The 14,177-nt window shown below is 71.7% G+C and carries 16 protein-coding genes; 11 read left to right on the forward strand and 5 right to left on the reverse strand.

Annotated elements, in window-relative coordinates; genetic code table 11:
- Positions 1-70 precede the first annotated feature (70 nt).
- Positions 71-640, reverse strand: a complete 570-nt coding sequence (locus tag ABZ463_RS19315; RefSeq protein ID WP_362777507.1) for a hypothetical protein — start codon at positions 638-640, stop codon at positions 71-73.
- 316 nt (positions 641-956) lie between these two features.
- Between ABZ463_RS19315 and ABZ463_RS19320 the strand changes: the two genes are divergently transcribed.
- Both ABZ463_RS19320 and ABZ463_RS19325 read left to right on the forward strand, forming a co-directional pair.
- Positions 957-2,213, forward strand: a complete 1,257-nt coding sequence (locus tag ABZ463_RS19320) for a sensor histidine kinase (protein WP_352013036.1) — start codon at positions 957-959, stop codon at positions 2,211-2,213.
- Entirely contained in the window at positions 2,210-2,905 is a 696-nt protein-coding gene (locus tag ABZ463_RS19325) for a response regulator transcription factor (protein ID WP_352013035.1), read from the forward strand. Before ABZ463_RS19320 ends, ABZ463_RS19325 begins: the two co-directional genes overlap by 4 nt.
- Before the next feature lie 9 nt (positions 2,906-2,914).
- Here the strand turns inward: ABZ463_RS19325 and ABZ463_RS19330 are convergent, their stop codons facing one another.
- Positions 2,915-3,115 carry a DUF5302 domain-containing protein gene (locus ABZ463_RS19330; RefSeq protein WP_352013034.1) on the reverse strand — a complete coding sequence of 67 codons (201 nt, stop codon included), beginning with the start codon at positions 3,113-3,115 and terminating at the stop codon, positions 2,915-2,917.
- Between the two features lie 59 nt (positions 3,116-3,174).
- Positions 3,175-3,357, reverse strand: coding sequence for a hypothetical protein (locus ABZ463_RS19335; protein ID WP_352013033.1), 183 nt, complete (start codon positions 3,355-3,357; stop codon positions 3,175-3,177).
- Positions 3,358-3,441: 84 nt separating this feature from the next.
- Between ABZ463_RS19335 and ABZ463_RS19340 the strand changes: the two genes are divergently transcribed.
- The 4 genes from ABZ463_RS19340 to ABZ463_RS19355 all read left to right on the forward strand — a co-directional run bounded on the left by ABZ463_RS19340 (position 3,442) and on the right by ABZ463_RS19355 (position 6,383).
- Entirely contained in the window at positions 3,442-3,888 is a 447-nt protein-coding gene (locus ABZ463_RS19340; protein WP_352013032.1) for a MarR family transcriptional regulator, read from the forward strand.
- Positions 3,889-3,916: 28 nt separating this feature from the next.
- Positions 3,917-4,141 (forward strand): HGxxPAAW family protein, encoded by a 225-nt coding sequence (locus ABZ463_RS19345; RefSeq protein WP_352013031.1) that lies wholly within the window; start codon positions 3,917-3,919, stop codon positions 4,139-4,141.
- A 205-nt stretch (positions 4,142-4,346) separates the two neighbouring features.
- Entirely contained in the window at positions 4,347-5,681 is a 1,335-nt protein-coding gene (locus ABZ463_RS19350) for a cation:dicarboxylase symporter family transporter (RefSeq protein ID WP_352013030.1), read from the forward strand.
- A gap of 252 nt (positions 5,682-5,933) precedes the next feature.
- Positions 5,934-6,383, forward strand: a complete 450-nt coding sequence (locus ABZ463_RS19355; protein ID WP_362777514.1) for a DoxX family protein — start codon at positions 5,934-5,936, stop codon at positions 6,381-6,383.
- Between the two features lie 55 nt (positions 6,384-6,438).
- Here the strand turns inward: ABZ463_RS19355 and ABZ463_RS19360 are convergent, their stop codons facing one another.
- On the reverse strand, positions 6,439-7,263 hold the full coding sequence (locus ABZ463_RS19360; protein ID WP_362777517.1) for an alpha/beta hydrolase: 825 nt from the start codon (positions 7,261-7,263) through the stop codon (positions 6,439-6,441).
- A 75-nt stretch (positions 7,264-7,338) separates the two neighbouring features.
- Here ABZ463_RS19360 and ABZ463_RS19365 point away from each other — a divergent pair, with 75 nt between their 5' ends.
- Positions 7,339-8,373: a sigma-70 family RNA polymerase sigma factor gene (locus ABZ463_RS19365; RefSeq protein WP_362777519.1), complete on the forward strand. Its 1,035-nt coding sequence runs from the start codon at positions 7,339-7,341 to the stop codon at positions 8,371-8,373.
- Positions 8,374-8,430: 57 nt separating this feature from the next.
- Here ABZ463_RS19365 and ABZ463_RS19370 read toward each other — a convergent pair whose 3' ends face one another.
- On the reverse strand, positions 8,431-9,324 hold the full coding sequence (locus ABZ463_RS19370; RefSeq protein ID WP_362777522.1) for a hypothetical protein: 894 nt from the start codon (positions 9,322-9,324) through the stop codon (positions 8,431-8,433).
- A 131-nt stretch (positions 9,325-9,455) separates the two neighbouring features.
- Between ABZ463_RS19370 and ABZ463_RS19375 the strand changes: the two genes are divergently transcribed.
- The 4 genes from ABZ463_RS19375 to ABZ463_RS19390 are packed head-to-tail and all read left to right on the forward strand — an operon-like array spanning position 9,456 to position 14,168.
- A complete protein-coding gene (locus tag ABZ463_RS19375) occupies positions 9,456-10,643 on the forward strand; it encodes an LLM class flavin-dependent oxidoreductase (RefSeq protein ID WP_352013025.1) in 1,188 nt (395 codons plus the stop codon).
- On the forward strand, positions 10,640-11,965 hold the full coding sequence (locus ABZ463_RS19380) for an NtaA/DmoA family FMN-dependent monooxygenase (protein ID WP_352013024.1): 1,326 nt from the start codon (positions 10,640-10,642) through the stop codon (positions 11,963-11,965). The genes ABZ463_RS19375 and ABZ463_RS19380 overlap by 4 nt, the downstream gene beginning before the upstream one ends.
- Positions 11,962-13,044: an LLM class flavin-dependent oxidoreductase gene (locus ABZ463_RS19385; protein WP_362777525.1), complete on the forward strand. Its 1,083-nt coding sequence runs from the start codon at positions 11,962-11,964 to the stop codon at positions 13,042-13,044. The genes ABZ463_RS19380 and ABZ463_RS19385 overlap by 4 nt, the downstream gene beginning before the upstream one ends.
- The gene (locus ABZ463_RS19390) at positions 13,041-14,168 is read left to right on the forward strand and encodes an LLM class flavin-dependent oxidoreductase (protein WP_362777527.1); all 1,128 of its coding nucleotides are present in this window, start codon (positions 13,041-13,043) and stop codon (positions 14,166-14,168) included. Before ABZ463_RS19385 ends, ABZ463_RS19390 begins: the two co-directional genes overlap by 4 nt.
- Positions 14,169-14,177: the final 9 nt, after the last annotated feature.

The raw sequence follows: 14,177 nt of genomic DNA on the forward strand, positions 1-14,177 counted from the left end.
TAAACCATATTACCCATCGGCGTCCCGATCACCTCGGAAGGCGGAAGACGCCGGGGCCCCGGAGAGGCCGTCACCCGGTCCTCGCGGCACCCGCCCACGTCGCCGCCGACAGCCACGTCAGTGACGCGCAGCCCAGCAGGTGGACCACGCCGGTAAGCGGTGTGTCGGGCAGCGGCGCCAGTACGGCGAGCAGCGGCAGGAAGAACCCGTAGCCCGCGGCGGCGGGCCAGGGCAGCACCCGGGCTCTGAGCATCGAGAGGCCGAACAGGGCGACACCGGTGACGAACACGACGATGGAGCCGAGCAACGCCGGCCTGGCCGGCCCCTCCAGCACCAGGGCGGCCGTGCTCTCGTCAAGGAAGAAGACCACCAGGTTCAGCGAGAACGCGACGCCGGCGAACAGCCCGAGACCCACGACGTTCACCGCGTACGCGATCGCCCCCAGCCTCCCGGCCACGGCACACTGCCGCAGGTGGAACGCGGTGACCGCCGGGGCGGCGAAGGCGGCTCCGATCCCCGCGACGAAGCTCGTCGCGGGTGTCTCGCCGGTGAAGGGCTCGATCGCCCCCGGTATGCCGAGGGAGAGGCCGGTCAGCATCCCGCAGATCGCGCCGAAGCGCAGCAACCAGGAGATGGACATGTGAAGAGCTCCTTTTCGGGTGAGCCGATGGGTTTTCCGCGTGGACCGACGACGCCCGGACGATGTACGGGACGGCTCTGCGGCCGAAGGCGCCGCCTACGGACGAGACGACCGTAGGAACGGCGCGATCCGGCGCGGAAGTGCCGTGGGTACCGGTGAACGCGTCCGGAGGTCATGGTTCGCGGACGCACCGGTGCCGTCCGGCACGTGCCGGACGGCCAATGCGAGGACGGCCGGGGGACGGATGCCCGGTGGCGGCGTACGCTGCCGGAGACGGCCCCTGTCCGGCCGCATCGTGATCGTTCGGAGGTGCGTGATGGCTCCTTCGCGGGCCGCGCCTGTGACGGGCGGGCATGTCCGCGCGGGACGGCGGGGGAGCGGGTTCGCCTGGCCTGTGCCGTGGGTGTCGTCCACGCTCTACGTCTCGGTGCTCGCCGGCGGCGTCTACTACGACGTGGCCGGGGCGGGGCAGGGCGAGCCGGCGCGGACGGCCGTCTTCGCCGGCGGTCTCGTCGCGCTGCTCGTTCTCGACGTCACCGGACGGCACCGCCTCGACGCCAGGCAGCCCGCCAGGTCGGCGCTCGCGCTGCTCGCCGTACGCCTGGGACTGTTCGCCCTGGTCACGCTCTTCGACGGCTCCGGGCTCTCCCGCGCCCTGTTCCTGCTGGTGCCGTTCACGGCGTACTTCGCCTTCGGGCGCAGAGCGGGTGTCACGCTGGGGCTGGCGTGCCTCGGGGTGCTGGTCACGGCGTTCACGTTGACCGCCCCTGGCTGGTACACGCGGGCGGAGTACATCTCGGACCTGCTCATGTTCGCCCTCGGACTGGTCCTCGTCGTCTCGACGGCCGAGGTCGCCGTGGGCGAACGGGCAGGAAGGGCACGGCTTGAGCTCACCTTGAGGGAGCTTGAGGAGTCCCACCGTCTGCTCACGGCCTACGCCGGTCAGGTCGCCGAGTTGTCCACCGCGATGGAACGGACCCGGCTGGCCAGGGACATCCACGACAGCCTCGGCCACCACCTGACCGTGATCTCCATCCAGTTGGAGAAGGCGTCCGCCTTCCGCGACCTGGACGGCGCCGCCGCCGATCGGGCCCTCGCCGACGCCCGCCGGGCGGCCAGACGCGCCCTTGAGGAGGTGCGCGGGGCGGTGCGGGCGGCACGCGCGCAGACGCGGCACTTCTCGCTGTCGGAGGCTCTCGCCGAGCTGGCGGGCTACGACGACGGCGGGCGTCCGGTGGTCACCCTCGAACTCACCGGCCAGGAGGACGGCTACGGCGCCGCGGAGCTCGCCGCCCTCTACCGGGCCGCACAGGAGTGTCTGACCAACGCCCGCAGGCACGGCGACGCGGACCGCGTGTCGATCTCGGTGACGTTCGGCGAGTCGTCGGCACGGCTTGTCGTCACCGACGACGGAGAGGGTTTCTCCCCGTCGGCGGGGCGGGACGGGTTCGGCCTGCTCGGCATGCGGGAGCGTGCCCGCCTCCTCGGCGGGGCGTTCGACGTCAGGAGCGGCCAGGGAACGGGAACGGTGGTCACCGTGACGATTCCCCGGCGCGTGGAGACCGTCGGATGAGTCACGACGACCTGGGGAACGGGGAAGCCGGTGGAACCGTACGGGTACTCGTGGTCGACGACCAGGAACTGGTCCGTGAGGGGATCGCCTCCCTGCTCGGCATCCAACCCGGCCTGACCGTGGTCGGGACCGCGAGAGACGGTCAGGAGGCGGTCCGCCGAGCCCTGGAGCTCGCGCCGGACGTGGTCCTGATGGACGTCAGGATGCCCGTGGCCGACGGCGTCGAGGCGGTGGCGGTCCTGCGTCAGCGGATGCCCCGCTGCCGCGTCGTCATGCTGACCACCTTCGACGACGAGGAGTACGTTGTGCGGGCGCTCGCGGCGGGCGCGGCGGGCTATCTCCTGAAGGATCTGCCCGCCGCCGACCTCGCCGGTGCCGTCCGGCTGGCCGGCGCCGGCGTCACCCAGCTCGACTCCTCCGTCGCCAGACGGTTGGCGTCCACGCTGGCGTGCGCGAGGGAGGTGCCCACAGCGGTGAAGACGGGGGCGGGCGGGGAGGCGGCCGCGCTGACCGGCCGTGAGGTCGAGGTGCTGCGTCTCGTCGCGGTCGGCGCGACCAACAGGGAGATCGCCTCCCGCCTGTTCCTGAGCGAGGGCACGGTCAAGAACCACATCTCACGGATCCTCGGCAGGCTCGGTCTGCGCGACCGGACCCAGGCCGCTCTCCACGCACGCGATCACGGCCTGATCTGACGAACCGGTTCAGCCGCTCTTGCGGCGGAAGGAACGTTTCCCCGAGACGGGGCCGTGGGCGCCGTGGATCTTCGACGCCCCCTTGCCCCTGCCGCCCGAGGCCGCGTCCCCCTGGGCGGACTTCTTGCGCTCCAGAGCCTCGCGGAACCTGCGCCTGAGCTCGTCGTCGGCGCTTTCGGACCCCTCGGGACCCGGCGTGACGTCGGACATACGGACCTCCTGGATCTGGCCGAGCGGGAACATCATCCTCTCACGGCGGCCGTCCCGGCTCAGTGCACCCCCATGGCCATCAGCACCAGCAGGCCCAGGAGATGACCGACCACGACGAACACGATGACGAAGAGGAAGACGAACCTCGCGGGCCCGTGCTCGAAGTGCTTACCCTCCCGGAGGGCGGGGCGCCCGGCCTGACGCTCGGCGATGCGTTCCTCGATCGTCTTGCCGTGAAACATGGGACTTCCTCTCGTCGCCCACCGGCGGTTGGCACAACAATGATTTGTGCACCAACTATCGTACTGTGAGGGTCGGGAGGTGTCGTGACCGATGTGACCGATGTCCTAAGCCTGGACCGGCAGGTGTGCTTCGCCCTCGCCGTGGCCTCGCGTGCCGTCAACGGTGTGTACCGGCCGCTGCTGCAGCCGATGGGGCTGACCCACCCCCAGTATCTGGTGATGCTGGCCCTGTGGGAGCACGCGCCGCTGTCGGTGAAGGAGCTGAGCAAGCTACTGAGACTCGACCCCGGTACGCTGTCACCGCTCCTCAAGCGTCTTGAGGCGATCGGTTACGTCCGGCGGCAGCGGGACAGCCAGGACGAGCGCGTCCTGCTGGTCACACTCAGCCGGAGGGGCCGGGAACTGAGGAGCGAAGCTGAGAGGATCCCGTCGTCCGTGGTCGAACGCCTGGGTATGCCCCTGGAGGAGCTGCAGGAGCTCCACCGGTCGCTGACCCGTGTGATCGCCGCCGCGAACGACGCGCCTCACTGATCCACGGAGAGGAACAGGAGAAAGGCTCATGGCTGGAAGCCACGGAGGAAGCCCCAAGTCTTGGCTTGCGGTGATCGTCATTCTGATCGGGTTCACCGTCGGCGGTGTGGCCCTGTGCCTGGGCCCCAACTGGACCCTGTTCTGGGTGGGCGCCGGGATCATCGCGGTCGGCGGCGTGATCGCCCTGGTGGTCGACATCTTCTCCGACGTGATCATCGACGCCCCTCGGGTGTCCCAGGACAACCACAGCTGATCGAGACACCGGTTCACCCCCTCCGCGGAGCGTTCTCGGCGGAAGGGGAGGGCTCGGACCCGGCGTCCCACGACCTCGCCGTACGGCCGTGCGGCGGGACGCGAGACGGGTGGGAAAACGCGTAACGGTGACCGACGGTCACCGGATGCGCTCTCATGGTTACCCGGCTGGAGTTTCCGCCGAGGTAACCGGAGGCAGGGCGCCCATGTCGCGCGATCGGACCCGTCACCTTTACGCCGCCGTTCTCCTGGCGACGGCCGCCGGCGCCGTCGTGGGGCTGGTGGCCCCGGAGACGGCCAGGGCGCTCGCCCCGCTGGGCACCGCCTTCGTCGCGCTGGTCAAGATGATGATCGGCCCCGTCGTGTTCCTCGGCGTCGTGCTCGGTGTGGGGTCGGTCGCGGGTACCGCCAGGGTCGGCCGGATCGGCGGCCTGGCGCTCGCCTACTTCCTCGTCATGTCGGTTGTCGCGCTGGCCTTCGGGCTGGCCGCGGGCAACCTGGTCAACCCGGGCCGGGGCCTGCGCCTGGCCGGGGGAGCGCACCCGGCCGCCGCGCCCGCGACGGAGGCGGAGGACCTGACGACCTTCCTGCTCGGGATCATCCCGGACACCCCGGTCTCCGCGTTCACCGAGGGGCGGGTGCTGCAGGTCCTGCTGGTCGCGCTGCTCACCGGTTTCGCCCTGCAGGCCATGGGAGAGCGCGGGGCGGTACCGCTGGCCGCCGCCGGGCACCTGCACGCGCTCGTGCTGCGCGTCCTCTCCATGATCATGTGGGCCGCCCCCGCCGGGGCCCTCGGCGCGACGGCCGCCGTCGTCGGCGCGACCGGCGTGGCCGCGCTCGGGAGTCTCGCCGCCGTGGTCGCCTGCTTCTACGCGACCTGCCTGCTTTTCGTGCTGGCCGTACTGGGGCCGCTGCTGTGGCTGGTCACCAGGATCGGCCTGCTGTCGCTGCTGCGCTATCTCGGCGGGGAACTGCTGCTGGTGCTGTCCACCTCCTCCTCGGAGACCGCGCTGCCCCGCCTGATCGCCAAGCTGGAGCACCTCGGGGTGAGCCGCGCCGTGGCCGGGGTCACGGTGCCGACCGGTTACTCGTTCAACCTGGACGGCACGGCCGTCTATCTGACGATGGCCACCCTGTTCGTCGCGGGCGCCACCGGCGTCTCCCTTCCTGCGGGGGAGCAGGTGTCGCTGCTGGTGTTCATGCTCGTGGCCTCCAAGGGGGCGGCCGGGGTCACCGGGGCGGGCCTGGCGACCCTCGCGGGCGGGCTGCGGGCGCACCGTCCCGACCTGGCCGACGGGGTCGGGCTGCTCGTCGGCGTCGACCGTTTCATGTCGGAGGCCCGCGCGCTGACCAACTTCACGGGCAACGCGGTGGCCGCCGTCCTGGTGGGGGCGTGGACCGGAGGGTTCGACAGGGCGCGCGCCGCGCTGGTGCTGTCCGGGGGCGCGCCGTTCGACGAGGCCGGTGATCGGGCCCCCGCCCGGCCGGAGGATGTGTCCACGGGGCACGAGGCGCTGGAGCGCGACGACAGAGTGGGCTGATCCCACACGGACAATTCACCATCCACCCCACGTCCTTTATAGGTGATATGTCCGAAATGGGGTGTTTTTATGGCATGGGTCGGGGATCATGAGCAGAAGACCTGCCGGACCGTCCTGTCCCGCCTGCCGTACCGGCCTGGGAGAACCGTGGGGAGAGGACGGCCGGGCCGGGCGTACCCTCCGGCGCCCATCGGTGTCGTCGTTTCCGTTCCGCCCCGTGCCCCGGCGCGGGGTGGAAGAAGAGGAGGGGCCGTGAAGTTCATCGAATCGGCCAGGCCGTACGTCTTCGCCCTGTTCCGTCTTGTCGTCGGACTGCTCTTCACCTGCAACGGGGCCGCCAAGCTCTTCGGGGTTCTCGGCGGTGGGGCGCTGCCCTTCGGCTCATGGCCTGGGTGGTACGCGGGTGTCGTCGAACTCCTCGGAGGGGTTCTCGTCATGGCCGGGCTCGGCACCCGGATCGCGGCGTTGATCTGTTCGGGGGAGATGGCCTACGCGTACTTCGTCGTCCACCAGCCGCAGGCCCTGTGGCCGATCCAGAACGGCGGTGAGCTGTCGGCCCTCTACGCCTGGGCGTTCCTGCTGATCGCGATCGTGGGGCCGGGGGCGTGGGCGCTCGAAACCGTCTCGGCCCGCACCCGGGTCAGGGACCGTGGGGACGCGCGCCCGGCGGAACCGTCGGAGAACCCGCTGACGACCCTCTGAGCCGACCGGCGGTTTCCCGGGGCCCGCGTTCCCGGGAAACCGCCGCGCTCCCGTCTCAGCCTCCGTTCAGGACCTCACGCAGCCGGGGGGCGAACCCCGCCGGGTCGTCGACGAAGGCGATGTGGCCACCGGGGAAGACCGTCGGCTCCGTGCCGAGCGCCGTGGCGAGCGCGGCCGAGGTGAGGTCGCAGAACTGACCCGCCGAGTCCTGCCCGACGCCGACCACGACGCGGACCGGCCCGTCGCGCAGGGCCGCGATGTCGGGCCGCCAGCGGGTGGTCTCCCGCATCTCGTGCAGGAACCAGAAACGCTCGTCGGCCACCTGCCGCGGGTCGCGCTCGGCGGGCGCGCCGGACTCCTCATCAGGGGCCGGCGGGATGTTGGCGTTGACCAGGAACTTGACCCAGGCTCCCCCGACGTCGCCCGAGGCGTAGGTGGCGATGATGTCCTCGACCGCGGCGTCCCGCCCGGCGGGGTCGTCGAGCACGTGGTTCAGCGGGGCCTCGTGCGCGATCACGGTGTGCGCCCGCTCGGGGTGGGCGACGGCGAGCGCCAGCGCGGTGACGGCGCCGCCGCTCGAACCGAAGACCGCGGCCGGGCCCCGGCCGAGGTGCTCCAGGAGCAGGGAGAGGTCGTCGGCGCGCAGCCCGGGGGTCGAGTCCTGCTCGGGGGTGTCCAGGACACTGCGGTTGAGCCCCCGGGGGTCGGTGGTGAGCACGGTGTGGTCGGCGGCGAGCAGGTCCGCCAGCGGCGCGAAGAACGTGGCGTCCATCGGGGCGCCGACAAGCGCCACCAGGGGCCCCTCGCCCCGTACCTCGTAGTGCAGCGTGGCGTCGGAGACCCTGAGGGTCCCGGTGGTGACGGTCGTCGTGCGGTTCATCGGATCTCCCGTGATGCGGGCCTGAGGTTTTCGGTCGAAGAAGGAGACTCCGGCGGTGGGGCAGAATCGTCGTCTGTGAGGGAAGTTTTTTCCGGACAAAAGGAGACATCCACCGGCGACCCCGACCTGGCGCGGGCGCGCGGTGGAGACGACGCCGCGTTCACCCGCCTCGTACGGCCGTTGCGCGGTGAGCTGCACGCGCACTGCTACCGGATGCTCGGTTCCTCCCACGACGCCGACGACGCGCTCCAGGACGCCCTGCTGCGCGCCTGGCGGGGGCTGGCGCGCTTCGAGGGACGTGGTTCGCTGCGCTCCTGGCTCTACACCGTGGCCACCCGGACCTGCCTGGACATCGTCGAGGCCCGTGGCAGGCGGGCCCTGCCCGTCGACCTCGGCCCGTCGAGCGATCGGGCCGTCACCGGGGACGTCCCGCGCACCGACATCGCCTGGCTCGGCCCCTACCCCGACGCGGACCTCCCCGAGGGGCCCGCCGGGCGTTACGAGCGGCGCGAGGCCGTCGAACTCGCCTTCGTCGCCGCCCTGCAGCACCTGCCGGGCAACCAGCGGGCGGCGCTGCTGCTGTTCGAGGTGCTCGGATTCTCCGCCGCCGAGATCGCCGAGACGATGAACACCTCCGCCGCCTCGGTGAACTCCGCCCTGGCGCGGGCCCGCCGGGTCGTCGCGGAGCGGGTTCCCGCCGTCACCCAGCAGCGGACGCTGCGCCAGATCGGCGACGCCCGGGTGCGGGAGATCGTCGCGGGATACTCCGCCGCGCTGGAACGCGGTGACGCCGACGCCCTGGTCGCGTTGCTCACCGAGGACGTCACCTGGTCGATGCCGCCCATGGCGCACTGGTACCGAGGCGTCGAGGCCGTCATGGACTTCGCCGTGCGGCTGCCGCTGACCTCGTGCGGAAGCTGGCGGCATCTGCCGGTCGGGGCGAACGGCCAGCTCGGTGTGGCCGGTTACCTGTGGGACGAGGAGGCGGGGGCACACCTCGGCTGGTCGATCGACGTGCTGACCCTGCGTGACGACCGGATCGAGGAGATCACCTCCTTCGTCGGCCCAGGCCACCTCGGGAGGTTCGGACTGCCCGCCTCACTGCCCTGACCAGCCCGGCAGGGCACGGCCGCACCGTGGCCCCGCCGTCTCATCCGGCCCGCGGCCTCACCTGGCTCCGGTCCTGGCCCCGGCGAGGTAGATCCGCCTGGCCAGGGTGGTGGTCTGCGCGGTCGAGCGGCTCCAGGTGGCCGTCGAGGGGTGGGCGGTGAGCAGCACCATGATCCAGCGCTCCTCCGGGCCGACGAGACCGGTGGTGTGCAGCACCGGATGCCCCAGGTCGGGGACCGTGACGGCCGCGGGACGGGCAGGGAGCGAGGCGGTCCTCCAGGTGGCGGGTACGGCACCGCCCGAGGCGGGGGCGGTCTTGGCGCACCGGACCGGGGGCGTCGAGCCGTACCCCGACCAGCCCTGCTTGACCGCCCAGGGCCGGGGCACCGCGCGGGGGATGCCGAAGTACTGGTCGAAGCCGTCGGAGCCGCACTGCTCGGCGGCGCGCAGGTGCCCGAGGACGATGTCTCGGACCCTCGGGGCGGCGCGGTCGAGGAGATAGCGGTAGGCGCGGACGACGTCCATCGCGCTGAGCGAGGTGTAGCCCCAGAACCCCGGCTTGTCGGCGGGCGGGGGAGCGGTGTCGGTCAGCCCGAGCCTGCGCGCCGTCCGCTCGACGATCCGGCCCCGGCCGCCCCTGGCCCAGAAGGAGGTGGCCGCGGCGTCGTCGCTGACCCGCAGCATCCTGCCCAGCAGCGCGAGGTCGCGCCGGGGGACGTCGCGGTGCGACTCCAGATAGTCGATCGCGATCAGGATCTTCACCACCGACGCGGAGCGGAACCTCCGGTGCGCGTCGTGCTGGACGGTGACGCGGCCTGTCTTCCGGTCGAGGACGACGTAGCCGGCGCGCACCCCGGCCGGCACGTCCGGCTGGGCGGGTGCCGCCGAGGCGGGGGAGGCGAGGCTCAGCAGGAGCAGGGCGGTCGCGACGATCGTCAGGGGGCGTCTCACCCGCACATGCCTACCAGATCACCGCTCTTCCCGGGCGGTCTCGGGAGACCTCGCCGGCCTGGCGGGTTATCTCCCACCCTAAATGCAACTAAACCTGTAGGAATTACTGGTTTTGGTGTTATCGTCATGACATGTCGGCAGATCATCTCCATCTCGCCGTCGCGCTGGACGGCGCGGGATGGCATCCGGCGGCCTGGCGCGATCCAGCCGCCTCTCCGAAAGAACTGTTCACCGCCGCCTACTGGGCCGGGCTCGTGGCCGAAGCCGAACGAGGACTACTCGACTTCGTCACCATCGAGGACACCCTCGCCCTGCAGACCACCCGCCTCGACGGCCCCGACGGCCGTACCGACCAGGTGCGGGGCCGTTTCGACGCCGTCCTGCTGGCGTCGCGGATCGCCCCGCTGAGCCGGAGCATCGGGCTGGTGCCCACGGCCACGACCACCCACACCGAGCCCTTCCACGTCGCCAGTTCCCTGGCCACCCTCGATTACGTCAGCGGCGGCAGGGCCGGATGGCGGGTGCAGCTGTCGGGCAGGCGCACCGAGGCCGCCCACTTCGGCCGCCGCGACGTCCCGGAGCTCGGGCCCGCGCAGGCCGTCGCGCTTGAGGACCACGCCATCTACCACGAGCTGTTCGGCGAGGCCGGGGACGTCGTGGAGGTCGTGCGCCGCCTCTGGGACAGCTGGGAGGACGACGCGGTGATCCGCGACGTCGGGACCGGCCGCTTCGTCGACCGCGACAAGCTCCACTACGTCGACTACGAGGGGCCCCACTTCAGCGTCAGGGGACCCTCGATCGTCCCGCGACCGCCGCAGGGACAGCCGCCGGTCACCGCGCTGGCCCACTCGCGGCTGCCGTACGAGTTCGCCGCGCGCGGGGTGGACGTCGAGTACATCACGCCGCACGACGGCGACCAGGCGCGCGCCATCGTGGCGGAGATCCGCGAGATCGGCGGCGTCCAGCCGAAGGTCTTCGCCGACCTGGTCGTCTTCCTGGGCGAGACCCCCCAGGCGGCCAAGGACCGCAGGGCCAGGCTGGACGAGCTCGACGGCTCCGAGTACGTCTCGGACGCCGCGATCTTCGCCGGAACCCCGGAGCAACTCGCCGACCTCCTGCTCGACTGGCGCGAGGCCGGCCTTGAGGGCTACCGGCTGCGCCCCGCCGTACTGCCGACGGACCTGAACGCGATCACCCGCGCCCTGGTGCCGGAACTGCGCCGCCGCGGCGCGTTCCGCGACGGGTACGAGGCGGCCACGCTCCGCGGTCACCTCGGGCTCGACCGTCCCGCCAGCCGCTACGCAGGGAGCAGCCGATGAAGCAGGTCATCCTCGCCGCCCACTTCCCGGGGGTGAACAACCAGACGGTCTGGAGCGATCCAGCGGCGGGCAGTCAGATCGACTTCTCCTCCTTCGTCCATCTCGCGCGCACCGCCGAGCGCGGCCGGTTCGACTTCTTCTTCCTCGCCGACGGCCAGCGGCTGCGCGAGCAGCGCGGCAGGATCCACGACCTCGACGTGGTCGGCCGTCCCGACTCGCTCACCGTGCTCGCCGGTCTGGCCGCGGTCACCGACCACCTGGGCCTGGCCGGGACGATCAACGCCACCTTCAACGAGCCCTACGAACTCGCCCGAAAGCTCGCCACCCTCGACCACCTGTCCGGCGGAAGGGCCGCGTGGAACGTGGTCACCTCCTCCGACGCCTTCACGGGGGAGAACTTCCGCAGGGGCGGTTACCTGGACCACTCCGAGCGCTACGCGCGGGCCGCGGAGTTCGTGCGGACCGTGCGCGAGCTGTGGGACTCCTGGACGGCCGAGGACCTCGTCGCCGACCCCGCGACCGGGTTCTTCTCCTCGGCGAACGCGGGCGAGTTCGCCCACCACGGCGAGTTCTTCGACATCGAGGGCCGGTTCAACGTGCCGCGCGCCCCGCAGGGGCACCCGCTGACCATCCAGGCGGGGGACTCCGGCGAGGGCAGGGAGTTCGCCGCCGCCCACGCCGACGCCATCTTCTCCAGGCACGGCACCCTTGAGGACGGCAAGGCCTTCTACCGTGACGTCAAGGCCAGGGTCGTCGCCAACGGCAGGTCGCCCGACTCGCTGAAGGTCCTGCCGGGGGTCACGTTCGCGCTCGGCGACACCGACGCCGAGGCCCAGGAGAACGCCGACCACATCCGGCGCCAGCAGGTCAGCCCGCAGACCGCGATCCTGCTGCTGGAACAGGTCTGGAACCGCGACCTGTCGTCGTACGACCCGGAGGGGCCGCTGCCGGAGATCGACCCGCTCGTCTCCGAGGAGACCATCAGCAGGGGCCGCACCCGGCTGACCAGGGACCCGCTGGAGACGGCCGCGCGGTGGCGGGCACTGGCCGAGGAGAAACGGCTCGGCATCCGCGACCTGATCATCGAGGTCACCGGCAGGCAGTCCTTCATCGGCTCGCCCGCCACGGTCGCCGAGCAGATCAACGCGTTCGTGCAGCAGGACGCCGCCGACGGCTTCATCCTGGTGCCGCACCTCACGCCGACCGGGCTGGACGGCTTCGTTGACGAGGTCGTCCCGTTGCTGCAGGAACGCGGCGTGCTGCGTACCGAGTACGGCACGACCACCCTGCGCGGGCACCTCGGGCTGGAGGGCGGAGCGTGAGGTTCCTCGCCATCACGCTGATCGTCCACGGCCCCCACCCGGTCACCGGTGAGCTGAAGCCGACCAACGCGCGCCTGCGTGAGGTCGTGGACAACGCCGTCCTGGCCGAGGAACTCGGTTTCGACGGCTTCGGCGTCGGCGAACGGCACGAGCGCCCGTTCATCTCCTCCTCCCCGCCGGTCGTGCTGAGCCACATCGCCGCGCGGACGTCCAGGATCAGGCTGTTCACCGCGGTCACCACGCTGAGCCTGCTCGACCCGGTCAGGGCCTTCGAGGACTACTCGACGCTCGACCACCTGTCGGATGGGCGCCTCGAACTGATCATCGGCAAGGGGAACGGCGCCGCGCAGGCCAAGCTCTTCCACGTCACCCCCGAGGACCAGTGGGAACGCAACCGCGAGGGTTACGAGCTGTTCCGCCGCCTGTGGCGGGAGGACAAGGTGACCTGGTCGGGCACCTTCCGGCCGCCGCTGGAGGAGGCCGAGACGTGGCCGCGCCCGCTGCAACGGCCCATCCGCGTCTGGCACGGCAGCGCGACCAGCAAGGAGTCGGTCGAGCTGGCCGCCCTGTACGGTGACCCGCTCTTCTCCGCCAACGTCACCAACCCCGTCGAGCCGTACGCCGAACTGGTCCGCCACTACCGGGAGCGGTGGGAGTTCCACGGCCACGACCCCGCCGACGCCCTCGTCGGGGCGGGCAGCGCGGGTCTCTACGTGGCGAAGAACTCCCAGGAGGCGGTCGAGACCTACCGGCCGATCTTCGACGCCAGGCTGGCCCTGTTCGAGAAGGCCGGGGTCGACCCGGTCTTCCGCACGATCGAGGACGCCGTGGAGCGCAGCTCCATCCTGGTCGGCAGCCCCCAGCAGATCATCGACAAGGTCCACCGCTACCACGAACGGCTCGGGCACGAGGTCATGCACCTGTCCGCCGACGCCGACGGTCTGACGGACGAACAGCACCGGGCCAGCCTTGAGCTCTTCCAGAGCGACGTGGCCCCCGTGCTGCGCAGGGAGATCCCCAGCAGGCCCTTCCCCGGGCACGAGAACCAGCACGAGAGCCGGCACGAAAGGCAGTCATGACCTCGCTGTCCATCCTCGACCTGTCCCCCGTCACCTCAGGAGGCACGGTCGCCGACGCCCTCCGCAACACCGTGGACCTGGCCAGGCGCGCCGAGGAGTTCGGCTACCGGCGTTACTGGCTGGCCGAGCACCACTTCGCCCCGGGAGTGGCAAGCGCGGCGCCCGCCGTGCTCATCGCCCTGGTGGCCGCGGCGACCAGCACGATCAGGGTCGGCTCAGGGGCCGTGCAGCTCGGTCACCAGACGGCGCTGGCCGTGGTCGAGCAGTTCGGCCTGATCGACGCGCTGTACCCGGGCCGGATCGACCTCGGACTCGGCCGTTCCGGGCAGCGCAGGACAGAACTCCTGGCCGAGGCGGGCAGGCCGCCCGCCCCGTCGCGGCCTGCCCGCCTCGTGGACGGGCTGCTCATCCCGGAACCGTTCTCCTTCGCGGCCCTGGCCACCTCCCCGGTCTTCGCGCTGCAGTCCTCGCTGCTGCAGCAGCCGGGGGCGCGGAGCCCGGACTTCGCCGACCAGGTGGACGACATCGCGGCCCTCATCGCCGGGACCTACCGCTCGGAGGACGGCCTGGCCGCGCACGCCGTACCGGGGGAGGGGGCGGGGGTCGAGCTGTGGATCCTGGGCAGCAGCGGCGGCCAGAGCGCCCAGGTCGCCGGGGAAAGGGGTCTGCCGTTCGCGGCCAACTACCACGTCAGCCCGTCCAACGTGCTGGAGGCGGTGCAGGCCTACCGGGAGGCGTTCAAACCGTCCCGGGCCCTGCCCGCGCCGCGTCTGGTCGTCTCCGCGGACGTGGTCGTCGCCGAGGACGACGAGACGGCCCGTGAGCTGGCCTCGCCGTACGGGCTGTGGGTGCGCGGCATCCGCAGGGGCGACGGGGCGATGCCGTTCCCGACGCCCGAGCAGGCCGCGGCCCACGAGTGGACGCAGGAGGACCGTGCCCTGGTCGCGGACCGGGTCACGACGCAGTTCGTCGGCTCGCCGCGGACCGTCGCCGAGCGGCTGCGTGTCCTGCGCGACGTCACCGGCGCCGACGAACTGCTCGTGACCACCATCACCCACGACCACGCCGACCGGGTGCGTTCCTACGAGCTCCTGGCCGAGGAGTGGGCGGCGTCCGGCGGCTGACGGTGCGAC

It is taken from the genome of Streptosporangium sp. NPDC020145, from assembly GCF_040631275.1.
Lineage (GTDB): Bacteria > Actinomycetota > Actinomycetes > Streptosporangiales > Streptosporangiaceae > Streptosporangium.